Raw genomic sequence first — 21307 nt, 5'->3', positions numbered from 1 at the left:
TCAGAGCGAGCGGAACGCTTCGCTGTGGCGCGCCCAGACCGCATACGTCACGAGCGCGGCCATCAGCAGCCCGCCGATGATGATCAGGTCGGTCGGCTTGGTCGCCGTCGCCAGTGTCGTGTAGAGCGTGTACGTGGCGCCCGCGACCGCGACGAGCGGCGTCACGGGCCACAGCGGCATTCGGTAATGGTGCTCGACGTCGCGACGCACGAGACGGCTCGCCAGCGCGGCCAGCCCGACGACGAGGTAGATCAGCAGCAGCAGGTCGACCGTGAACGCGGTCAGCTCGTCGAGACTCGACACGAACACGAGCCCGGATGACGGCACCGCCAGCGCGAGCGTCGCGAGCCACGGCGATTGGAAACGCGGATGGATCGTCGAGAACGCGCGGTTGCAACTGCGCGACCAGAGCGCATGCCGGCCGCTGCTGTACAGCAGGCGCCCCATCGTGATGACGATCGCGATGATCGCGTTGAACACCGACAGGAAGATCCCGCCGCTGACCACGCGCGACACCGTCGGGCTGCTCAGCGAACGTACGACATAGCCGATCGGGTCCGCGCTCTTCGTCAGTTCCGTCAGCGACGGCGCACCGAGCACGATCGCGGCGAGCGGAACCAGTTCGACGACGAGAATCACCAGCAGCGAATAGATCACCGCCTTCGCGACGTTGCGGTTGCCGCCGCGCAGGTCTTCCGCGAGATAGGCGGCGGAGCCGAAGCCGTTGTAGCAGAAGATCGCAGTGCCGATCGCGGGCACGATCGCCGCGAGCGTGGCCGGCACCAGCGCATTGCCGCTCGCGACGACCGGTGCGACCAGCGCGTCCGCGCCGCGATGCGGCGAGCCGAAGCCCAGCGCCGCGATCAGCATCAGCACGCCGATCTCGACGACGAGAAACGCGCCCGTGATCCACGCGTTCGTCTTGATGTTCAGCATTCCGAGCAGATAGCTGAGCAGCACGATCGCGAGCGCGACCGACTGGTTGCCGAAGTGCGTGCCCAGCGCGTTGTTCAGATACGGCGCGGCGCCGCTCGCGAGCACGGCCGGGATGAACACGCTGACGGACAGCACCGTGATGAACGTCAGGTAGCCGGGCAGCGTACCGAACACGCGCTTGGCCATCACGTATTCGCCGCCTGCGCTGCGGTGCGCGGCGCTGAGCTCCGCGTAGCAGAGCGCGAACGCGAGCGCGAGCACGCCGCCGAGCACGAACGACAGCACCGCGCCGCTGCCGGCCTGCTGGATCGCAAACGGCGCGATCACGAAGATCGAACTTGCGGGCGTCACGCCCGACACGGTGATCATCACCGCGTCACGCACGCTGAGCGTCTGCGACAGCGCGCGCGGTGCGTCTTCCGTGGCAGGCGTCGCTTGCAGCGTGCCCGTCGATTCCGACATCATCGCCATTTCGTTCTCCTGTTGCTCCTACCCTGCTCTTTTTTGAACACCCATACTCGGGCCCGATTGATTGCGTGGCAGTCTAGGAAGCCAAATTCAGGACCGCTATTCCCCCTTCGTGTTACACCCTTCGGTGGTGGTATGGATCGACTCTTCTCCGAAATCGCGATGCACCAGGCGCTGGGCCGCGCGATCGATCATCTGGGCCAGCCGCGCTTCTGGCGCTTCCTGGTGCTGCTGCTCAACGAAATGGTGCCGTTCGACAACGCGCTCGCGACCGCGATCGGCCGTGACGGCGTGCCGCTCGTGCTCGACGAATACGACACGGGCGGCTCGGACAGCGCGTCGCCGGTGCCGCTTTACCTCAATGGGTTATATCTGCTCGATCCGTTCCTGCAGGCCGCGCACGACGGGCTCGCCGACGGCTGCTACCGGCTCGAGGAAGTCGCGCCCGACCTGTTCCGGCAGAGCGAATATTTCCTGAGCTACTTTCGTGACGCGGTCGGCGACGATGAAATCCAGATTCTGCTGCGGCCGAACCCCGATCTGCTGCTGTCGTTGTCGCTCGGCGCGTCGGCGCGCTTCGACGTCGAACCGCTCGGCAAGCTGACGGCGGCGATGCCGTGGGTGCTCGCGACGATCCGGCAGCACTGGCGGCTGGTGGGCGATGCCGCGCGCGCGACGCCCGACGACGATCTCGGCGCGCGCGTCGAGCAGGCGCTCGCGCGATTCGGCGCGGGCGTGCTGACCGATCGCGAGATGTCGATCGCGAGAATGGTGCTGCGCGGCAATTCGTCGAAGGCGATCGCGGAACGGCTGGCGATTTCGCCGGAGACGGTGAAGGTGCATCGGCGGCACCTTTACGCGAAGCTCGGGATCTCGTCTCAGCCGGAGCTGTTTTCGCGGTTCATTCAGGCGTTGGGGGAGGATGCGGCGGGCTGAACGCGGCTCCGTCACGTCACGACGGTCCGGCCTCCGCCGCCGGCCGCGTAGGCGCGATCGCCAGGTGCAGCGGGCGTTCGGGCCGCAGCGTCACGTTCAGCGTCGCGCGCGGCGGCGCCATGCCGGGCGGCACCGACAGTTCATGGCGCTGCAGGATCATTGCCGCCACCACCGCCATCTCCGTCATCGCCAGATGCTGGCCGAGGCAGACGCGCGGCCCCGTGCCGAACGGCATGTAGGCGCCGCGCGGAATCGCCGGCGCGTCGTCGGCAAAGCGCTCGGGCCGGAATGCCGTCGGCGCCGGAAACCAGCGCGCGTCGCGATGCATCAGCTGAATCGGCAGCATGAACAACGTTCGCGCCGGAAATTGCCATGCGCCCAACGCGACCGGCCGCAATGCGCGACGGCTGATCAGGATCGGCGCGGCCGGATAGACGCGCATCGTTTCCTCGAGGGTCTGCGTCAGGTAGCGCAATGCCGCGCGCGTGTCGGCGGTCGGCGCACGGCCGCCGAGCACGCGCACGACTTCGTCGCGCGCGGCGGCCTGCGCGGCCGGATTCGCGGCCATGTTCCACGCCCACCAGGTCAGCGTGGCTGCAACCGTCTCGTGACCGGCGAGGAATGCCGTCATGCACTCGTCGTGCACGGCTTGCAGCGGCCATGTGCGCGCGTCGGCGCGATGCAGCCGCAACAGGCGCGACAGCAGGTCGTCCGGCCAGCGGTGCTCCGGCGTGTCCAGACGCGCGTGCAGTTGCCGGTCGATCAATCCGTTCAGCACCGCCAGCGCCCTCGCCTTGCCACGCTTCCACGGCATCCAGTCCGGCGCGCTGACGGGCTGGTAGAACTCGGCGTTCGCGGCCGCGCTGATCGTGCGCACGGCCTCCTCGGCCACGCGTGCATTCGCGCCGATCGCGTCCGAGAACATCGTGCGCATGATCACGTCCATCGCAAGCGACGTCAGCGCGCTTTCGATCGGCCAGTGCGCGTCGTGCGCGGGCCACTGCGCGAGCGCATGACCGGCCGTCGCGGCGATCGACGGCACGAATGCCTGCACCGGTTTCGGCATGAAGTTCGGCTGCAGCGCGTGGCGCTTGTCGCGCCATGCGTCGCCCTCGGCAACCAGCACACTGCGCCCGTGAACCTGCGAGAACACGCGGATGCCGCGCTCCCAGCGCACGAGCGCATCGTGATGTGTGACCAGGAGCTCGCGCACGAGCGCCGGATCGGTCACGACCACCGCATGTTCGGGCCACATGCGCAGGTGCACCACGTCGCCATGCGCACGCTGCCAGCCCGCGAGCGTGCCGGTCAGGTCGCGCGACATCGCGCGCAGCAGCCGCCACCCCGTCAGGCCGGCACGCGGCCCCGGCGGCCATACGCCGGGCGGGTGAAGCGCGGGCGCCGCACCGGCGGCGTCCGCATGAAACGGGCATCGGGAAGAGGATCGTGTGTTCATGCGCCGGATTGTCCGGATCGACGCGCGGCCGGTCTTGAACGCAAACGACATCGACACGCGCGGCGCCGGTCCCTATACTCCGGCGTCATGCCCTCCGGTCCGTCGCCCACTTTGCCGCCGTGCCCCGATCCGCTCGCGCGTGCGCCGCGCGTGCTGTGCGACGGCCGCTCGCCGCCCACCCGGCTGTATCCGCCGCCGGCCGCGCTGCACGGCGCGGTCGTCGCGATCGTCAGCCGCGACACGCGCGGCTTCGCGCTGAGCGACGCACAGCGGCTCACGCATTTCCCGGCGTCGCCGATCGTCTGCCTGTCGTGGTATCGCGGGTTCGACGTCGGGCTCGTCCGGCGCACGGGCGACGGCCCCGTATGGCGGCCGTTCGGCGCATCGGCGACGCTGTCGGGCAGCCAGTCGATGCCGGTCGCGAGCTGGGCGCCGACGAGCGGACAAGGCGGCATCGTCTGCCTGCATGCCGACGCCGCACGCGCGCTGTTCGGCGTCGCGCTGCCGGCGATCCACGATAGCGTCGTCGACGCGCATGCATGCCTCGACGGCAGCTGGCGGCCGCTGCTCGAAGCGCTCGCCGATGCCGAACACGACGACGCTGCACTGGCCGCGCTCGACCGTTACCTCGCACCGCGCTGGCACGCGCTGCGCGGCAGCGTGTCGCCGCTGTCGTCGCTGCGCGATGCCGGACGCAGCTGGCTCGGGCGTCTCGCGTCGAAAGCGCGCGAATGGCGCTACACCCACAGCCCGCGCCAGGTCGAACGGCGCATCAAGTCGTACAGCGGTCGCTCGTTGCGCGACTGGCAAACGCTGGTGCGCACCGAAGGCGTGTTCTTCGCCGCGCGCGACCGGCAGGAGGCCGGGCAGCCGGTCGACTGGGCCGCGCTCGCGCTGGACGAGGGATTCGCCGACCAGGCACACCTGAGCCGCGCGACGCGGCGCATCACGGGCTTCTCGCCGACCGAGTTCGTGCGACGCTTCGCCGAGGACGAATCGTTCTGGATGTACCGGCTCTGGGTGTGACGGGCCGCTGGCCGTCACCCATCAGCCGGCCGATTCGATGAACCCGCCCTCGGGCGCCTGGTGCGGCACATACCAGCCGAAATACACCTCGGCCTCGACGATCCGGCCATCGCGCACGCGCAACCGCTCCGCATTCCGGAACCGCCTGCCGGCGCTCGTGTCGGCTTCGTACACGACGAACACGTATTCGCCGTGCACGGCGACGTCGACGAACGCGAAACCGGCGAGCAACGCGCTGTTCGGCCAGCAGCGCGCCAGATAAGCGTCGCGGTCGAGCCGGTTGTCGAGTGGGCTCGTGAAATGGAAGTCCGGCGCGATCAGCGCTTCGATCGCGTCGCGGTCCTTGTCGACATACGCACGATAGCTGGCGCGCGCGACGTCACCGGGATCGTCTGTCATGGTCGTTACCTCCGCGAAGCACGGGGCCGACACGACAACGCGCGTCGCGTCGGCCCGACGCATCGATCGAACGCATGCGGGCAGCCCGAACGGCCACGACCGCCCACCGCAAGCAGCCAAGCGTGCACGCCCGGCTCGATGCCATTCACGAAAGCCCGCACCGGACGATCGACTTGACCACCTGCACGCGACGCGCTGCGCGCCGCGCGTTCCGCAGCGGGCACCGACGGCGCGGTTGCCCGTTTCCACACGCGCGGGCATGATGTCCGCCAGCGTGCCGGCCGGGCCGCCCGCTTCGGCGGGCGTCGGCGCCGAGATCGGCACGCCGTCCGTGCGCCGCCTTCGGCATCATCGAGCAATCCGCGTGCCGGCACCGGCCGCCTACCTCACCGACTCCATGTCACTACGCGCATTCAGAACGCTGGTCGCGATCGCCCGATACCGGACCTTCGCACGCGCCGGCGAAGCGATCGGACTCACGCAATCGGCCGTGAGCCTGCAGATCAAGACGCTCGAAAGCGAATACAACGTCCGGCTGTTCGACCGTTCGCGCCGCCATCCGGTGCTCACCGAAGCCGGCAACATCCTTGTCGCGCAAGCCGAGCAGGTGCTCGCGATGGTCGACCGGATTCCCGATGCGCTCAGCGACGAAAAGAAGCTCGTCGGCCGCCTGCGGATCGGCGCGATCCAGACCGCGCTGTCCGGCCCGCTGCCCGATGCGCTGCTCGCGCTGCGTGCCACGCATCCGTCGTTGCGCGTGCACGTATCGGCCGGCATGTCGGCCGAACTGGCGAACCGCGTCGCGGCCGGCGAACTCGACGCCGCGATCACGACGCGCCCGGTGCGCCCGCATCCGGCAGAACTGACGTGGACCACGCTGTACGAAGACCGCTTCTGGCTGATCGCGCCGCCGCAGTATGCGGAGCGCGACGCGGGCACGCTGCTCGAGGCGTTGCCGTTCATCCGCTTCGACGCGCAGGCATGGGCCGGCCGGATGATCGCCGCCGAGTTACGCCGCATCGGCGTGCGTGTACGCGAGGAGATGGTGCTCGACAGCGCGGAGACTATCGCGCGAATGGTCGCCCGCGGGCTCGGCGCGGCGATCGTCGCGCTCCCCGACTCGACGCTTGCGCGGCTGCCGCCCGTCACGCGCTTGCCGTTCGGCGAGCCGCAGATGGGCCGCGCGGTCGTGCTGCTCGAACACCGGTCGCGGCCGGCGGAGCGTTTCGCGCGTGCGCTGGCCGCAGAAGTCACTGCGTCATCGATGAGAATTTCTCATTGAACACCCGATAATTAACCATTATTCCTGCTGCATCCGCGTGTTAGCTTGGCGGCATCGTCACCCTTTCGATTGCATGCCGCCATGTTGCCCGCCGGATGGATTCCCGCTTCGTTCCGCTGCTGCGCCTGCCTGTTGTCCCGCCCGTCTCGCCTGAAGGCGCGTCGATGATCGGCCCCATTGTGCTCGCGCTCGCGCCAGTCGCGCTGCTGGTGGCGCTCGGCCACGGCCTGCGGCGCACGGGCTTCATCGCCGATGCGTTCTGGCCGCATGCCGAGCGGCTGTGTTACTTCGTGCTGCTGCCCGCGCTGTTCGCGAACGGCCTCGCGAATGCGCGGCTGCAGGCGCTGCCCGTCTTGCCGCTCGCGGCGGCGCTGGTCGGTTCGACCGTGCTCGTCGCGGCGCTTCTGCTGCTGGTCCGCCGCTTCGTTGCGGTCGACGGCGCCGGGTTCACGTCGGTGTTCCAGGGTGCGGTGCGCTTCAACAATTATGTCGGCACCGCGCTCGCCGCAGGACTCTTCGGCGCGCACGGAATCGCGCTCGCGGCCGTGTGCGTCGCGGCGATCGTGCCGACCGTGAACCTGATGTGCGTGCTGGTGTTCGCGCGCTACGGCGACACGCGGCTCGGCGCGTGGGCGCTCGTGCGCCAGATCCTGTCGAATCCGCTCGTCGTCGGGTGCGCGCTGGGGATCGCGATGCAGGCCGCCGGCATCGCGTTTCCGGCCGCCGTCGAACCGGCCGTGCGCGCGCTCGGCGCTGCCTCGATGCCGCTCGGCCTGCTGTGCGTGGGCGCGGCGCTGAAGTTCGACGCCGCGCGGCAATGGGTGCAGCCGATGTGCATCGCGTCGGCGTTCAAGTTCATGGCGATGCCGCTCGCCACGCTCGCGGCCGGCCGCCTGTTCGGGCTCGGCGATGCCGCGCTGACCATCGCGCTGCTGTTCCAGGCACTGCCGACCTCGTCCTCGTCGTACATCATGGCGCGCCAGCTCGGCGGCGACGCACCGCTGATGGCCGGCATCACCGCGTTCCAGACGATCGCCGCCGCGCTCGCGATGCCGGCCGTGCTGACGGCGCTCGCGTCGGCGCCGGCATTTCGCTGACGGCCCGGCGCCGCGACGTGCCGCCGTCCGTCGCGGAAGCGCAATCGCACGAGCCAGCCGGACTCACGCAGGTTCGGGGACGGATACCGAATCCCGCCGCACGCGCGCAACCGCCCCGCCCGTTGCGCGGGACGCACGCATCGCCGATACGCCCCCGGTTCTTCTCGCAGCCCCGCCAAAAAGCGCCTATGGTGAATGAAGCGGGTCCGTGCCTCCGCCATTCGACTTCACGTCGCTCGCACCGGCGGCCACGGCGCCGCGTTCCGGCACCATTCCCCGCAGTCACGCGCACGCCCGGCCATGCGTGCGGCTGCGCCGCCCACCGGACTACAAGGAGGTAATCATGAAAGCCGTGCTGCTCGTCAGCTCCGCCGTGCTCGCCATGGCGTCCGTTTCGGCCTCGGCTCAAGGCTCGATCACCAAGGTCGAAAACGGCGCGCTCGTCGCCGCGAACGGAATGACCGTCTACGCATTCGACAAGGACAAGCCCAACGCCGGCACAAGCGCATGCACGGGCCAATGCGAATCGATCTGGCCGCCGTACAAGGCCAGCGCAACCGATGTCCCGGTCGGCCCCTACACGATCGTCAAGCGCGACGACGGCAGCCCGCAATGGGCCTACAAGGGCAAGCCGCTGTACTTCTTCGCGAAGGACATGAAACAGGGCGACCGCAACGGCGACAACTTCAAGAACATGTGGCACGTGGTCGCGCCGTAAGCGTTCCTTCCCGGTCTTCCGTGCCGGCACGGCCGCCGCACGTATGAAAAGGCCCGCGCCGGTCATCGACCGGGGCGGGCCTGTGCTTTTTACGCCGGCCGCGTGGCGTCACGCCGCCGGCCGACGCGCGTCACGTTGCCGCCGGATCGCGCGTCAGCGGTTCGACGGGAAGCTGAACACCGTCCCTTCGCGCACGCCGGCCGACGGCCAGCGCTGCGTGATCGTCTTGCGCTTCGTGTAGAAGCGCACCGCATCCGGGCCGTACGCGTGCAGGTCGCCGAACAGCGAGCGCTTCCAGCCGCCGAACGAGTGATACGCGACGGGCACCGGCAGCGGCACGTTGATGCCGACCATGCCGATCTGGATGTTGTCGCTGAAGTAGCGCGCCGCTTCGCCGTCGCGCGTGAACAGGCACGTGCCGTTGCCGTATTCGTGCGCGTCGATCAGCGCCATCGCCTCGTCGAGCGACTTCAGGCGGATCACGCCGAGCACCGGCCCGAAGATCTCGTGCTGGTAGACCGGCATGCCGGGCTTCACGTTGTCGAACAGGCACGGGCCGAGGTAGTAGCCGCCGTCGTGGCCGTCGACCTTCACGCCGCGCCCGTCGACGACGAGCGTCGCGCCCGCTTCCACGCCCGCATCGACGAAGCCGGTCACCTTCTCGAAATGCTGCTTCGTGACGAGCGGTCCCATGTCGACGCCGGCACCGTTGCCCGGGCCGACCTTCATCTTCGCGATCTCGGCCTTCAGGCCTTCGACCACCTTGTCGCCCGTTTCATCGCCGATCGCGACGACCAGCGGAATCGCCATGCAGCGCTCGCCGCACGAGCCGTACGCGGCGCCCATCAGCGCGTTCACCGCATTGCCGATGTCGGCATCGGGCATCACGACCGCGAAGTTCTTCGCGCCGCCGAGCGCCTGCACGCGCTTGCCGTGCGCGCAGCCGGTCGAATAGATGTACTCGGCGATCGGTGTCGAGCCGACGAAGCTCACCGCCTTCACGCGCGGGTCGGTCAACAGCGTGTCGACCGCTTCCTTGTCGCCGTTCACGACGTTCAGCACGCCCGGCGGCAGGCCGGCCTCGAGCGCCAGCTCGGCCATGCGCAGCGTCGACGACGGCGTGCGCTCCGACGGCTTCAGCACGAACGTGTTGCCGCATGCGACGGCCATCGGCCACATCCACAGCGGCACCATCACCGGGAAGTTGAACGGCGTGATGCCGGCCGCGACGCCGAGCGCCTGGAATTCGCTCCACGAATCGATCGCGGGGCCGACGTTCTTGCTGTGCTCGCCTTTCAGCAGCTCGGGCACGTAGGTCGCGTATTCGACGTTCTCGATCCCGCGCTGCAGCTCGCCCATCGCGTCGGCGAGCACCTTGCCGTGTTCGGCGGTGATCAGCGCGCACAGCTCGTCCGCATGCTCCTCGAGCAGCGTCTTGAAGCGGCTCATCACGCGCGCGCGCTTCAGCGGCGGCGTGTTGCGCCACGCGGGAAACGCGGCCTGCGCGGATGCGATCGCGGCTTCGACGGTCAGCTTGTCGGCGAGCGCGACGCTCTTGTGCGATTCGCCGGTGGCCGGGTCGAACACCGGCTGGACGCGGCTGCCGCCGTCGACGCGCTTGCCGTCGATCAGGTGGCCGACGGTGGAGGTCACATTGCTGTCGTGTTTCATGTTCCTGGCTCTGTCGTGAATTCGGTTGTCGCGGAGAACGGGCCGCGGCTCAGTCCACTTCGTTCAGCGCGTCGGACAGCGCGTTCACGAGGTTGTCGATTTCGCGCTTCTCCGAAATGAACGGCGGCGCGAGCTGGATCGTGTCGCCGCCGTAGCGTACGTAGAAGCCCTTCGCCCAGCAGCGCATCGCGATCTCGTACGGGCGCCGTGCCGGCTCGCCCGGCAGCGCCGCGATCGTCAGGCCGGCCGCCAGCCCGTAGTTGCGGATGTCCGCGATATGGCGCTGCCCCTTCAGCCCGTGCACGGCCGCCTCGAAATGCGGTGCGAGATCGCGCACGCGGGCCACCGCGTCTTCCTTCACCAGCAGGTCGAGCGCAGCGACGCCGGCCGCGCACGCGACCGGGTGCGCCGAGTACGTGTAGCCGTGCGGGAACTCGAGCATGTACTCGGGGCCGCCCGCGGCCATGAACGTGTCGTAGATTTCCTTTGTTGCGATCACGCCGCCGAGCGGTTGCACGCCGTTCGTCACCTGCTTCGCGAAGTTCATGATGTCCGGCACCACGCCGAACGCGTCGGCGCCGGTCATCGCGCCGGCACGGCCGAAGCCCGTGATGACTTCGTCGAAGATCAGCAGGATGTCGTGCGCGGTACAGATGTCGCGCAGGCGCTTCAGATAGCCCTTCGGCGGCACGACCACACCCGCCGAACCGGAGAACGGCTCGACGATCACGGCCGCGATGTTCGATGCGTCGTGCAGCGCGATCAGATCGAGCAGGCGGTCGGCCAGGTCGGCGCCGTGCTCCGGCATCCCGCGCGAGAATCGGTTTTCCGCAAGTTGCGTGTGCGGCAGGAAGTCGGCGTCGATTCCCTGGCCGAACAGCTTGCGGTTCGGCCCGATCCCGCCGACCGAGATGCCGCCGAAGTTCACGCCGTGATACCCCTTCTCGCGGCCGATCAGGCGCGTCTTCGTGCCCTTGCCCTTGGCGCGCCAGTATGCACGGGCCATCTTCAGCGACGTGTCGGCCGCTTCCGAGCCCGAGCCCGTGAAGAATACGTAGTCGAGGCCGGCCGGCGTCAGGTCCTTGATCTTGTTCGCGAGCTCGAACGATTTCGGATGGCCGAACTGGAACGCCGGCGCGTAGTCGAGCTGCGCGACCTGGCGGCTCACGGCTTCCGTGATTTCCGCGCGGCCGTGGCCGAGGCCCGTGCACCACAGGCCCGACAGACCGTCGAAGATCTTGCGGCCTTCGCCATCCGTGAAATACGCGTCCTTCGCCGACACGATCATGCGCGGATCGGACTTGAACTGACGGTTCGCCGTGAACGGCATCCAGTGGGCGTCGAGCCACGCGGCGTCGGTGCGGATGCCGGTTTCGTCGTGCTGGCTGGCGGTGATCGTGTCGGTCATGTCGGTCGGCGCGGCGCGCCCCTCCTTCTTGTGATGATGTTGCGCATTGTCGGCAGGCCAATTAGTCTCTTCAATATCGCAATATCAATGTTCACTTGCGCAACTATGCAAGCAAAGAAACCGAAGAGCCGCGCGCTGCTCGGGCAGCTCAGCGACATGGATCTGCGATTGCTGCGGGTCTTCAAGGGCGTCGTGCAGTGCGGCGGGATGGCGGCGGCCGAGCTCGAGCTGAATATCGGCATCTCGACGATCAGTCGACACGTGAAGGATCTGGAAACGCGCCTCGGTCTCGTGCTGTGCCGGCGCGGCCGCGCGGGTTTCACGCTGACCGCCGAGGGGCAGACGGTGTACGAGGAAACCCTGCGACTGCTCGCATCGATGGAGGCATTTCGCAGCAGAATCGACGGCATTCACGACAAGATGGGCGGAGAACTGCACGTCGCCGTATTCGACAAGACGGCCACCAATCCGCACGCGAGGCTCGGCGACGCCATCCGTCAATTCACGGACGAAGCGCCCGATGTCGCACTTAACCTGCATGTCGCGTCGATCAACGAGGTCGAGCGCGGGATCATCGACGGCAGCTATCAGGTCGGGATCATCCCCGCGCACCGCAGCTCGGGCAGCCTCGTGTATTCGGAACTGTTCGACGAGCGGATGCTGCTGTACTGCGGCCGCCAGCACCCGCTCTTCGACGCGCCGCACGGCAAGCTCACGTGGACGACGATCCGCGCGCACGCGTTCGCCGGGCTCGGCTTCCATTCGCCGAACATGGAGCTGAGCCATCGCGCGAAACTCACGCGCAGCGCGACGGCATCGGACCAGGAATCGATCGCGACGCTGATCCTGTCCGGCCGCTACCTCGGCTTTCTGCCCGACCATTACGCGGAAAGCTTCGAAAACAAGGGGCTGATGCAACCGATCGCGCCGCACCGCTTCAACTACCGATGCCGGTTCGTGAGCCTGCTGCGGCGCTCGCCGCGGCCAACGCGGGCGGCGCTGCTGTTCCAGTCGTGCCTCGAAGCCGCGCATGCGGCGGCGCGGACGGGCGGACGTGACGAAGACGGCCGCGACGTGTAGCCGGGCTCAGGCTTCGCTGGCGCGGCTGTCCGACGAGGGAGGCTGCGGCCCGATCCGCCTCTGCGATAATGCGCACTTCCCGTTTCCGCTCCGCCTCCCGCCATGACGCAGCCGACCGCCCCGCTTTCCACCGACCTGCCGCCGATTTCGTGCCTGCCCGGCGATGCGCTGCCGTGGCTGCCGATGAGCGCCGACCTGCCGGGGCTCGCGATCAAGTATCTGCATATCAATGCGGCGGAAGACACGCTGACCGCACTGCTGAAGATGCCGGCCGGCGGCACGCTGCCGCGCCATCGCCACGACGGCGAGGTGTTCGTGCATACGCTGCAGGGTGCGTGGCGCTACCGCGAGTACGAATGGATCGCGCAGGCCGGCTCGACGGTGCTCGAACCGGCCGGGTCGGTGCATACGCCGGAAACGCTCGGCGCGCCCGGCGACGACGTGATCACCCTCAACGTGATGCGCGGCGATCTGGTGCTGCTCGACGACGACGGCCGCGAGACCGCGCGCGAGAATTGCCGCGTCGCGCTGCTGCGCCAGCGCAAGCACGCGCGCACCGCGCCGCACGATGCGGCGCCGTTCGTCACCCGCTGATTACCCGGTCATCACGCGGCAAGACAGGCGCCATCGTCGCGTCGCGATCCGCACGGCGCCGGCACTCGCCGGCGCACGCATGGGCGCCCGCACACTTCGCCCGCCAGGCCGCCCCTCGGGGCATTACCGAAAACGCCGGAAAAATCGGCGAATATCGTCGGCCAGCAGGTCCGGCTCTTCCATCGCGGCAAAATGGCCGCCGCTCGGCATGTCGGTCCATTGCACGACGTCGAACACCCGTTCGAGCCAGCTGCGCGGCGGACGACTGATTTCCTTCGGAAAGCGCGCAAACGCGACGGGCGCCGCGACGCGCTGCCCGGCCGCGAATCGCATCGGCTGCAGCCGGTTTTCCCAATACATCTGCATTGAAGAGCCGATGCAGCCGGTAAACCAGTAGAGCGCGATTCCGGTCAGCAGCGTGTCGTGCGAAAACCGCCGCGCGACGTCGCCATCGCAATCGCTCCACGCGCGAAATTTCTCGGCGATCCACGCGGCCAGCCCGGCCGGCGAATCGTTGAGCGCGACGGCCAGCGTCTGCGGCTTCGTCATGTGCACATGCGCGTATCCGCCCTCCAGCGCAACCCACTCTCCACGCTGCGCCACGAAAGCCCGTTCGTCGTCAGTCAACGGCGAAGCCGCGTCGGTCGGCGGCTCGTAGCTGCCGGGCAGGTAGTTCAGATGGATGCCGTCCACCACGCCGGGATGCCGCGCGCCGAGCGCAATCGACACGCCTGCACCGAGATCGCCGCCTTGCGCGCCGAAGCGGCGATATCCGAGCCCGGACATCAACGCCGCCCAGCAGTCGGCGACCTGAAATGCCGACATGCCGGGTGCCGCAGGCGCGGGCGAAAACGCGAAGCCGGGAAGCGACGGCGCGACAACGTCGAACGCGTCGTGCGGATTGCCGCCGAACGCGGCCGGATCGCACAGGCGATCGATCAGCGCGTCGAATTCGAATATCGAGCCCGGCCAGCCGTGCGTGATGACGAGCGGATACGGCCTCGGCCCCGCCCCACGACGATGAATGAAATGCACGCGTTGCCCGCCTGCGTCCGCGACGAACTGCGGCTGCCGGTTCAGCGCGCGCTCCGCCGCTCGCCAGTCGTAGCGCTCGGCCCAGTACACAACCAGGTCGCGCAGCCACGCCCCATCCACGCCCTGCTGCCACGGCGCGGCAGGCGTCAGCGCCGGCGCGCGCATGTCGCGCAGGCGCCGATGCAGGACATCAAGCGCGTGATCGGGAATCGCAATGTTGAACGGGGCGGCGTGCATGGTGTCTCCTCGCGAGGAATGCCGGAGATTCTGCGCGATTTTTCACGCCCGCGCTGGCGGCGCGCGCCCGCGAGCGTCAGCCCGTTTCGCGCTCGTCCGCGCGCGCGTCGCGCCGCACGGCCTGCGGCGGCACGCCGAAGCCGCGCACGAACGCGTCGCGCAGGTGGCGCCGGTCGCGGAAGCCGTTCTCTTTCGCGATCACGTCGAGCGAATGCCGGCTCTGCTCGATCATCAACCGAGCCGCTTCGAGCCGCAGCCGCTCGATCGCCTTCGCCGGCGACTGCCCGGTTTCGAGCGTGAACACCCGGCTGAACTGGCGCGGACTCAGATGGACCGCATCGGCCAGTTCCTCGACGGTCAGCGCGCGGGAGAGATTTCGCCGCGCATAGTTCAGCGCGTTCTGGATCCGGTCCGATTTCGGCGCGAGGTCCAGCATTTCCGAATGCTGCGACTGCCCGCCCGAGCGGCGCTGGTGCATCACGAGCTTGTGCGCGACCGAGCGGGCGGCGTCCGCGCCGAGATCCTTCTCCACCATCGCGAGGGCGAGATCGAGGCCGGCCGTCATCCCGGCGGACGTCCAGATCGGGCCGTCGACGATGTAGATACGGTCGTCCTCGACACGAATGTCCGGAAAATGCGTCTGCATGTGGCGGCCGTACGCCCAGTGCGTCGTCGCGCGGCGCTGCGCGAGCAGCCCGGCCTCGGCGAGCACGAATGCGCCCGTGCAGATGCCGGCGATCCGCCGCGCGCGCGCATTGGCGCGCCGCAGGAACGCGACGACGCCGGCCGGCGGCGGCGACGCGAGCGGATCGTTGACGCCCGCGACGATCCACGTATCGACGTCGATTCGCCCACGCAACGCGCGCGTCGCGACCGGTAACCCGAGCGACGAACGCACGTCGCCGCCTTCGACGGAGTAGTTGCCCATCACGTAAAACGGCTCGTCCGCGCCCATGTTCGCGTACTCGAACACCGACTGCGCGGCCAGCGCCATGATCTGGAAGCCATCGCTGATCAGAAAGCCGATTCGGTGCATGCGCGTCTCCGTGCCGGGGCATGATCGTCGCGACCCGCCCGATGTCCGAAATCATACCTATCTACGTCATTTGTGTCGCGGCGATTCGCGGCCAGAATGGCTTCACGCACTCACCTCTTCCTCGACATGGAGCGACATCATGACTGAAGCACATCGCGGTACCGCCGTCATCACCGGCGCATCGTCCGGCATCGGCGCGATCTACGCGGACCGGCTCGCGCGCCGCGGCTACGACCTGATCCTGGTCGCGCGCAACCGCGACCGGCTGGCCACGCTCGCCGAGCGCATCACGAACGACACGCAGCGCAGCGTCGAGATCCTCGGCGCGGACCTCAACGACCGTGCGGCGCTCGCCGTGGTCGAGGCGAAGCTGAAGCAGGACGCCAGCATCACGTTGCTCGTCAACAACGCGGGCATCGGCACACACGCGCCGCTGCTCGACAGCGACGTCGACGCGATGACGCGGATGATCGACCTGAACGTGACCGCGCTCACGCGCCTCGCCTATGCCGCCGTGCCCGGCTTCGTCGCGCGCGGCCGAGGCGCCGTGATCAACATTTCGTCGATCGTCGCGCTGTCGCCGGAAACGCTCAACGGCGTCTATGGCGGCAGCAAGGCATTCGTGCTCGCGTTCAGCCAGTCGCTGCACCATGAGCTCGCGGACCATGGCGTGCAGGTGCAGGCCGTGCTGCCCGGCGCGACGGCCACCGACTTCTGGCAGACGGGCGGCCTGCCGCTCGAACACCTGCCGAAGGAGATCGTGATGTCGGCCACCGACCTGGTCGACGCGGCGCTGGTCGGCTTCGATCGCGGCGAACTCGTGACGATTCCGTCGCTGCATGCAGCGGAAGAATGGGATGCATACGAAACCGCGCGCCGCACGATGGCGCCGCATCTGTCGACGGATTCACCCGCGCCGCGCTACGCGGCCGCTCGCTGACGAGCGTCGACCGGCGGCACGTCCGGGATCGGCCGCGCGCTGGCGGATCGCACTGGACGCGCCGGATCGCCGGCCGATCAGCGCGACGCGGACGCGCCCGGACGCGCGGCGTCCGCTTGAAGATGGGCTGGCATCGATCGTCTCGTCGATGGATGCGAATACGGGGCCGACAGGACACGCAACGCCGGTCGCCGCCGCCCGCCGGCAATGCCCGGCCGGGGTTCAGGGCCGCCGCGCGGGTTCGCCCTTCACGCCGAGCATCAGCGCGACGCCGCTCAACGCGAGCAGCGCGGCCAGCAGGTAGACGGCTAGATCCATGCTGCCGGTGCGCGTGCGGATCAGCCCGATCACCCACGGGCTGACGATGCCGCTCGTGATCCCGATGCTGCTGATCAGCGCGATCCCGGCGGCGGCCGCATTGCCCGACAGATAGCGGGTCGGCACGGCCCAGAAGATCGGCAGCGCGGCGAAGATCAGCGTCGCCGCGATCGACAGACACGCGAGCATCGCCGCGAAGCTGTGCAGGTGCAGCGTCAGCGCCGCGAGGGCGAGGCCGCCGCCGATCGTGCAGCACGCGAAGTGCTTGCGGCGCTCGCCGGTGCGGTCCGAGCGGCGCGCGATGAGGATCAGCCCCACCGCGCCGACCGCGTTCGGCACCACCGTGTAGAGGCTCACGGCCACGACGTCCGTCACGCCGAAGTCGCGGATCATCAGCGGCATCCAGAAATTGAGCGTCAGCGACGCGCAGGTCAGCGAGAAGTAGATGAACGCGAACAGGTAGACGCGCGGGTTCGCGAGCGCGGCCACCAGGCTGCGTGCGTCGTGCGCGCCATGCGCGGCCCCGTGCGCCCGGCCGTCGCCGCACAGCGCGGCGACGCGCGCCTTTTCGTCGGACGTGAGCCACGCGGCGTCGTGCGGCCGGTCGACCAGATACGTGAACGCGAAGCACGCGAGCACGATCGCCGGCGCGCCTTCGATCGCGAACATCCACTGCCAGCCGTGCAGCCCGAGCACGCCGCTCATGTCGCGCATGATCCAGCCCGACATCAGGCCGCCGAGCACGCCGGCCACCGCGACGCCCGCGAAGAACACCGAGATCGCCGCCGCGCGGCGGTTCGCGGGGAACCAGTAGGTCAGGTACAGCACGATGCCGGGAAAGAAGCCGGCCTCGAACACGCCGAGCAGAAAGCGCAGCACGTAGAAATGCGACGGCTGCGACACGAACATCATCGCGGTCGACGCGACGCCCCACAGCAGCATGATCCGTGTGAACGTGCGGCGCGCGCCGAAACGCGCGAGCAGCATGTTGCTCGGCACCTCGCAGAACACGTAGCCGATGTAGAACACCGCGGCGCCGAGGCCGTACATCGCATCGCTGAAACCGAGGTCGTGCTTCATCTGCAACTGCGCGAAGCCGATGTTGATGCGGTCGAGGAACGACACGACGTAGCAGAGGAACAGGAACGGCACGATCCGCCACGCGATCTTGCGGAACAGCAGCGCGTCGCCGGCGTCCGACGCCAGGGCGGAATCATGGACGGAAGCCGACGCCGCGACACTCGCGTGCGCGATCGTCGCTTCGGCGGGAAGCGATTGGGGCATGTCTCTCTCCAAACGGGCCGCGCGATTCGAGCGCGCAGCAGTCTCCGAGGGCGTACGTGCGCCCTGCTTTCTTGTGAGACCGGAAACCGGCGTCCTGAACCGCGGCCCAATGCCGCCGCCGTTCAGGCGCCGTCAGAAAAATGGCGGGCCGCTCAGTCCTGCAGCGCGTCCCACATTTCCTTGTCGCGCTGCGCGGTCCAGATGCGCGGATGCGTGATGCCGCTCGCCTCGTCGAACGCGCGCGACACGTCGAACGGCAGACAGTGCTCGTAGATGAACACGTGGCCGAACTTCGGATCCATCGCTTCGCGCGTAAGCGCCATCGCCGCCTTCAGGTCGAGCTTGCGCTCGACGGCCTTGCGGCCCTGCGCGAGCAGCGTCGTCACGAAATCCTTCGTGTAGTCGAGGCCCTTGTCGACTTCGGCCGGATTCAGCAGCGCGGGACCGCGGCCGGGCACGAGCTTTTCCGCGCCGAGCGCGCGCAGCGCCTCGAGCGTGGCCGGCCATTGTTCGAGCTGCGCGTCGCCGCAATAGCAGGCCGCGTCGTATTCGACCAGATCGCCGGAGAACAGCACCTTCTGCGACGGCAGCCAGACAATCGTGTCGCCCTTCGTGTGGCCCGAGCCGACGTGCATGATCTTCACTTCGAGCTTGCCGAGGAACAGCGTGATCTCGCGCTCGAACACGAGCGTCGGCCAGGTCAGGCCCGGCACCGTCTCGACGCCCGCGAACAGGCGCGGAAAGCGCTCGATCTCAGACTTCATGTCGGCCTCGCCGCGCTCGACGATCATCTCGTACGTGCCGCGGCTCGCGATCACGTGCTGCGCGCCCTCGTCGAAATACGCGGACGCGCCGAGCACGCGCACCGCGTGGTAATGCGACAGCACGACGTGCTTGATCGGCTTGTCGGTCACGCTGCGGATCTTCGCGATCAAGTCCTGCGCCATCGCGGGCGTCGCGGTCGTGTCGACGATCAGCACGCTGTCGTCGCCGATGATCACGCCCGAGTTCGGGTCGCCTTCGGCGGTGTACGCGTACGCGTTCTCGGACAGCTGCGTCCAGGTGACTTTCTTCTCTTCCAGATCGGCTTGGGAGGCGAATGCTTTGGCCATGTTGCGTTCCGTGGCTGCGAGCCATGTGTTGAGGGGAGTGAGCGGATCATCTGCTCGCGACGATTATTTGTCAATGACAAATCGACTTGCTATTGTCTAATTCGGGTAAACCTGTGGGCTGGCGCGTCAAATGGCGTCGGATACCATGCGGGGTTTCGTCAACGGAAGAATCATCGCGTGCAGAACCACGAAGTCAGCGCGGACGACGCGCCGCCCAAGGCGCAGCGCGGGATCCAGAGCGTCGAGGTCGGCGGGCGGCTGCTCGATGCGCTCGCGCGCCGGCGCAAGCCGCTCGGGTTGTCGGAGCTGGCGGCAGCGGCCGATCTGTCGACCGCGCAGGCGCACACCTATCTCGTCAGCCTGACGCGGCTCGCGCTCGTGAAGCGCGACGCGCTCACCGGCAACTACGAGCCTGGGCCGCTGTCGCTGCGGCTCGGGTTGATGTCGATCGAACGCCAGCCGGCCTATCGCGCGGCGCTGCCCCATGCGGCGCGGCTCGCGGAAGCGGTCGGCCTGAGCGTCGCGCTGTCGGTGCCGGGCGTGCTCGGGCCCACGATCGTGCGCATCGAGCATGGTGGCTATCCGCTGCACGTGAACCTGCACGTCGGATCGGTGATGTCGCTCGACACGACGGCGACCGGCCGTGTGTTCCGCGCGTTCGGCGACCCCGCGCAACTCGATGCAATGGCGGCCAGTCAAGCCGGCGCGGGCAACACGCTCGCCGGCGCGGAAGGCGACCAGCCCACGTCCGACGCCGGTGCGCGGCAGGCCGAACTCGACGCGATCCGCGCGCGGGGGATCGAGCGCGGCGTGGATCGGCCGAGCCCCGGTGTCAGCGCGATGTGCGTGCCGGTGCTCGACGCCAACGGACGCTTGCAACTGGCGTTGACGGTGATCGGTTCGAGCGGATCGATCGATGTCGGCTGGGACGGCCCGATCGCGACGGCGCTGCGCGATGCGGCACGCGAAGCGACCACGTCCCTCGGCGCGGGACGCGATGCCCCACCCGTCGAGCCTGGCACGCCCCCTGCGACGCAGCGCATGCCGCCCACGCTCGCCGACGATACGAAAGCGCAACGCGGCATCAACGCGCTCGACAGCACGGGCGAGCTGCTGCTGGCACTCGTGTCGGCGGGCCGTGCGCTGCCGCTGCGCGACCTCGCGGCGGCGGCCGGCATGCCGGCCGCGAAGGCATTTCCGCATCTGGTGAGCCTGCAGAAGATCGGCCTGCTGAGCCGCGACGACGCCGGCTGCTTCGGCGGCGGGCCACTCGCCCAGGCGCTCGGCCTGATCGCGATGCAGCGCGTTTCGCCGACGCGCGATGCCGAAGCCGAGATCGTCGCGCTGGCGAGCGCGACCGACATGAGCGTGGCTGCCGCGACGCTCGGCCCGCTCGGGCCGACCGTGATCCGCCTCGAGGAATCCGCGCGGCCGCAGCACGTGAGCCTGCAGGTCGGCACGGTGATGTCGCTCGTGAATACCGCGATCGGGCGGATCTTCGCGGCCGGCATGTCCGACGACGTGCTGGCCGGCCTGCTGGCCGACGAGCGGGTGCGCCTCGCCGGCCGCGCCACACAGGAGGTCGACGGTGCATTCCGGGCGCGGCTCGCGGCGATCCGTGCGGACGGGCTCGACTTCGCGTTCGATGCGCCGGTGCCGGGCATCGGGACGATCGCCGCGCCCGTGTTCGATCACACCGGCAGCATCCGGCTCGTGATCGCGATCATCGGTTCGTCGCGCGGCTTCCCGCGCGGTCCGGACAGCGAGCTCGCGCATGCGCTGCTCGCCGCGACACGACGCCTGTCGTGGCGCTTCGGGTGGATCGGCGGGTAATCGCCGCGGCGCCGCGCCCGTTCTCCCCGCCTGACTTCCCTTTCTTCCCGCCAATGCGAGGCCGTGCTTGCCACGGCCTCGTCACGCCCGTCCGCCGCGCGGAAGCATGCGCGTTCATGTTGTGTAACAGCAACGGAAATTGTCAGTAATTCTCATATAACAAAATCGCATTTCACAAGGTGGTGATGTTCCTCTATGATTAGGGTTATCCCTAACTCGCCACCTATATGGGGCTTCGTCATGCAAACGTCTAATGTCTCCGATCGTTCCACCCAATCCTCTGGCTGGCTCGCACGTGTTGGCGAGCTGCTTGCGGAAGCTTGGGCACTGCACCTCGAGAACTGCGAAGTCATCGCTGAAGCGCACGCACGTCTGCCGCGCTGAGCGCAGCGTCACGCCGCCGCCCCGGCGGCAAGCGATCCGTCCGACCCGCCTGCCGGA

General features: G+C 68.6%; 18 protein-coding genes. 9 read left to right on the top strand and 9 right to left on the bottom strand.

Annotated elements, in window-relative coordinates:
- Complete coding sequence (locus WI26_RS20265) at positions 1-1407, bottom strand: APC family permease (protein WP_059467908.1); 1407 nt, start codon at positions 1405-1407, stop codon at positions 1-3.
- 132 nt (positions 1408-1539) lie between these two features.
- On the opposite strand from WI26_RS20265, the gene WI26_RS20260 reads away from it, so the two are divergent.
- The gene (locus WI26_RS20260; RefSeq protein ID WP_059467907.1) at positions 1540-2340 is read left to right on the top strand and encodes a helix-turn-helix transcriptional regulator; all 801 of its coding nucleotides are present in this window, start codon (positions 1540-1542) and stop codon (positions 2338-2340) included.
- 16 nt (positions 2341-2356) lie between these two features.
- Here the strand turns inward: WI26_RS20260 and WI26_RS20255 are convergent, their stop codons facing one another.
- Positions 2357-3796 carry a cytochrome P450 gene (locus WI26_RS20255; RefSeq protein ID WP_069227807.1) on the bottom strand — a complete coding sequence of 480 codons (1440 nt, stop codon included), beginning with the start codon at positions 3794-3796 and terminating at the stop codon, positions 2357-2359.
- An 87-nt stretch (positions 3797-3883) separates the two neighbouring features.
- On the opposite strand from WI26_RS20255, the gene WI26_RS20250 reads away from it, so the two are divergent.
- Entirely contained in the window at positions 3884-4822 is a 939-nt protein-coding gene (locus tag WI26_RS20250; protein ID WP_069226961.1) for an AraC family transcriptional regulator, read from the top strand.
- A 21-nt stretch (positions 4823-4843) separates the two neighbouring features.
- Here WI26_RS20250 and WI26_RS20245 read toward each other — a convergent pair whose 3' ends face one another.
- On the bottom strand, positions 4844-5221 hold the full coding sequence (locus WI26_RS20245) for a nuclear transport factor 2 family protein (protein ID WP_059539620.1): 378 nt from the start codon (positions 5219-5221) through the stop codon (positions 4844-4846).
- 397 nt (positions 5222-5618) lie between these two features.
- Between WI26_RS20245 and WI26_RS20240 the strand changes: the two genes are divergently transcribed.
- The 3 genes from WI26_RS20240 (at position 5619) to WI26_RS20230 (ending at position 8318) form a co-directional block, all read left to right on the top strand.
- Entirely contained in the window at positions 5619-6503 is an 885-nt protein-coding gene (locus WI26_RS20240; protein ID WP_069227806.1) for a LysR family transcriptional regulator, read from the top strand.
- A gap of 164 nt (positions 6504-6667) precedes the next feature.
- A complete protein-coding gene (locus tag WI26_RS20235) occupies positions 6668-7600 on the top strand; it encodes an AEC family transporter (RefSeq protein ID WP_069227805.1) in 933 nt (310 codons plus the stop codon).
- 343 nt (positions 7601-7943) lie between these two features.
- Positions 7944-8318 carry a hypothetical protein gene (locus tag WI26_RS20230; protein WP_059468071.1) on the top strand — a complete coding sequence of 125 codons (375 nt, stop codon included), beginning with the start codon at positions 7944-7946 and terminating at the stop codon, positions 8316-8318.
- Positions 8319-8471: 153 nt separating this feature from the next.
- On the opposite strand, the gene WI26_RS20225 is transcribed toward WI26_RS20230, so the two are convergent.
- Entirely contained in the window at positions 8472-9989 is a 1518-nt protein-coding gene (locus WI26_RS20225) for a CoA-acylating methylmalonate-semialdehyde dehydrogenase (protein ID WP_059467904.1), read from the bottom strand.
- Between the two features lie 49 nt (positions 9990-10038).
- Positions 10039-11397 (bottom strand): aspartate aminotransferase family protein, encoded by a 1359-nt coding sequence (locus WI26_RS20220; RefSeq protein ID WP_059467903.1) that lies wholly within the window; start codon positions 11395-11397, stop codon positions 10039-10041.
- Positions 11398-11502: 105 nt separating this feature from the next.
- On the opposite strand from WI26_RS20220, the gene WI26_RS20215 reads away from it, so the two are divergent.
- Both WI26_RS20215 and WI26_RS20210 read left to right on the top strand, forming a co-directional pair.
- Positions 11503-12477, top strand: a complete 975-nt coding sequence (locus WI26_RS20215; RefSeq protein ID WP_069226960.1) for a LysR family transcriptional regulator — start codon at positions 11503-11505, stop codon at positions 12475-12477.
- Between the two features lie 102 nt (positions 12478-12579).
- Positions 12580-13071: a 2,4'-dihydroxyacetophenone dioxygenase family protein gene (locus WI26_RS20210; RefSeq protein ID WP_059539400.1), complete on the top strand. Its 492-nt coding sequence runs from the start codon at positions 12580-12582 to the stop codon at positions 13069-13071.
- A 123-nt stretch (positions 13072-13194) separates the two neighbouring features.
- Here WI26_RS20210 and WI26_RS20205 read toward each other — a convergent pair whose 3' ends face one another.
- Both WI26_RS20205 and WI26_RS20200 read right to left on the bottom strand, forming a co-directional pair.
- Complete coding sequence (locus WI26_RS20205) at positions 13195-14343, bottom strand: epoxide hydrolase family protein (RefSeq protein ID WP_069226959.1); 1149 nt, start codon at positions 14341-14343, stop codon at positions 13195-13197.
- A 76-nt stretch (positions 14344-14419) separates the two neighbouring features.
- Positions 14420-15379 carry a GlxA family transcriptional regulator gene (locus WI26_RS20200; RefSeq protein ID WP_069226958.1) on the bottom strand — a complete coding sequence of 320 codons (960 nt, stop codon included), beginning with the start codon at positions 15377-15379 and terminating at the stop codon, positions 14420-14422.
- Between the two features lie 139 nt (positions 15380-15518).
- Here WI26_RS20200 and WI26_RS20195 point away from each other — a divergent pair, with 139 nt between their 5' ends.
- The gene (locus WI26_RS20195; protein WP_069226957.1) at positions 15519-16319 is read left to right on the top strand and encodes an SDR family NAD(P)-dependent oxidoreductase; all 801 of its coding nucleotides are present in this window, start codon (positions 15519-15521) and stop codon (positions 16317-16319) included.
- A 222-nt stretch (positions 16320-16541) separates the two neighbouring features.
- On the opposite strand, the gene WI26_RS20190 is transcribed toward WI26_RS20195, so the two are convergent.
- Positions 16542-17921, bottom strand: a complete 1380-nt coding sequence (locus WI26_RS20190; protein ID WP_069226956.1) for an MFS transporter — start codon at positions 17919-17921, stop codon at positions 16542-16544.
- A gap of 152 nt (positions 17922-18073) precedes the next feature.
- Positions 18074-19033: an MBL fold metallo-hydrolase gene (locus WI26_RS20185; RefSeq protein ID WP_059467896.1), complete on the bottom strand. Its 960-nt coding sequence runs from the start codon at positions 19031-19033 to the stop codon at positions 18074-18076.
- Positions 19034-19210: 177 nt separating this feature from the next.
- Between WI26_RS20185 and WI26_RS20180 the strand changes: the two genes are divergently transcribed.
- Positions 19211-20866: an IclR family transcriptional regulator gene (locus tag WI26_RS20180; protein ID WP_069226955.1), complete on the top strand. Its 1656-nt coding sequence runs from the start codon at positions 19211-19213 to the stop codon at positions 20864-20866.
- Positions 20867-21307: the final 441 nt, after the last annotated feature.

The sequence above is a fragment of the Burkholderia diffusa genome, assembly GCF_001718315.1.
Lineage (GTDB): Bacteria > Pseudomonadota > Gammaproteobacteria > Burkholderiales > Burkholderiaceae > Burkholderia > Burkholderia diffusa_B.
Note: the sequence above shows the minus strand (reverse complement) of the source record. Positions and strands in the feature narration are given on the sequence as shown.

Bases quoted from the DNA above. Each gene is read 5' to 3' on its own strand.
- WI26_RS20210 (WP_059539400.1), top strand. From the start codon at position 12,580: ATGACGCAGCCGACCGCCCCGCTTTCCACCGACCTGCCGCCGATTTCG.
- WI26_RS20225 (WP_059467904.1), bottom strand. From the start codon at position 9,989: ATGAAACACGACAGCAATGTGACCTCCACCGTCGGCCACCTGATCGAC.
- WI26_RS20240 (WP_069227806.1), top strand. From the start codon at position 5,619: ATGTCACTACGCGCATTCAGAACGCTGGTCGCGATCGCCCGATACCGG.
- WI26_RS20190 (WP_069226956.1), bottom strand. From the start codon at position 17,921: ATGCCCCAATCGCTTCCCGCCGAAGCGACGATCGCGCACGCGAGTGTC.
- WI26_RS20265 (WP_059467908.1), bottom strand. From the start codon at position 1,407: ATGGCGATGATGTCGGAATCGACGGGCACGCTGCAAGCGACGCCTGCC.
- WI26_RS20250 (WP_069226961.1), top strand. From the start codon at position 3,884: ATGCCCTCCGGTCCGTCGCCCACTTTGCCGCCGTGCCCCGATCCGCTC.
- WI26_RS20205 (WP_069226959.1), bottom strand. From the start codon at position 14,343: ATGCACGCCGCCCCGTTCAACATTGCGATTCCCGATCACGCGCTTGAT.
- WI26_RS20235 (WP_069227805.1), top strand. From the start codon at position 6,668: ATGATCGGCCCCATTGTGCTCGCGCTCGCGCCAGTCGCGCTGCTGGTG.
- WI26_RS20260 (WP_059467907.1), top strand. From the start codon at position 1,540: ATGGATCGACTCTTCTCCGAAATCGCGATGCACCAGGCGCTGGGCCGC.
- WI26_RS20185 (WP_059467896.1), bottom strand. From the start codon at position 19,033: ATGGCCAAAGCATTCGCCTCCCAAGCCGATCTGGAAGAGAAGAAAGTC.
- WI26_RS20220 (WP_059467903.1), bottom strand. From the start codon at position 11,397: ATGACCGACACGATCACCGCCAGCCAGCACGACGAAACCGGCATCCGC.
- WI26_RS20215 (WP_069226960.1), top strand. From the start codon at position 11,503: ATGCAAGCAAAGAAACCGAAGAGCCGCGCGCTGCTCGGGCAGCTCAGC.
- WI26_RS20195 (WP_069226957.1), top strand. From the start codon at position 15,519: ATGACTGAAGCACATCGCGGTACCGCCGTCATCACCGGCGCATCGTCC.
- WI26_RS20200 (WP_069226958.1), bottom strand. From the start codon at position 15,379: ATGCACCGAATCGGCTTTCTGATCAGCGATGGCTTCCAGATCATGGCG.
- WI26_RS20230 (WP_059468071.1), top strand. From the start codon at position 7,944: ATGAAAGCCGTGCTGCTCGTCAGCTCCGCCGTGCTCGCCATGGCGTCC.
- WI26_RS20245 (WP_059539620.1), bottom strand. From the start codon at position 5,221: ATGACAGACGATCCCGGTGACGTCGCGCGCGCCAGCTATCGTGCGTAT.
- WI26_RS20255 (WP_069227807.1), bottom strand. From the start codon at position 3,796: ATGAACACACGATCCTCTTCCCGATGCCCGTTTCATGCGGACGCCGCC.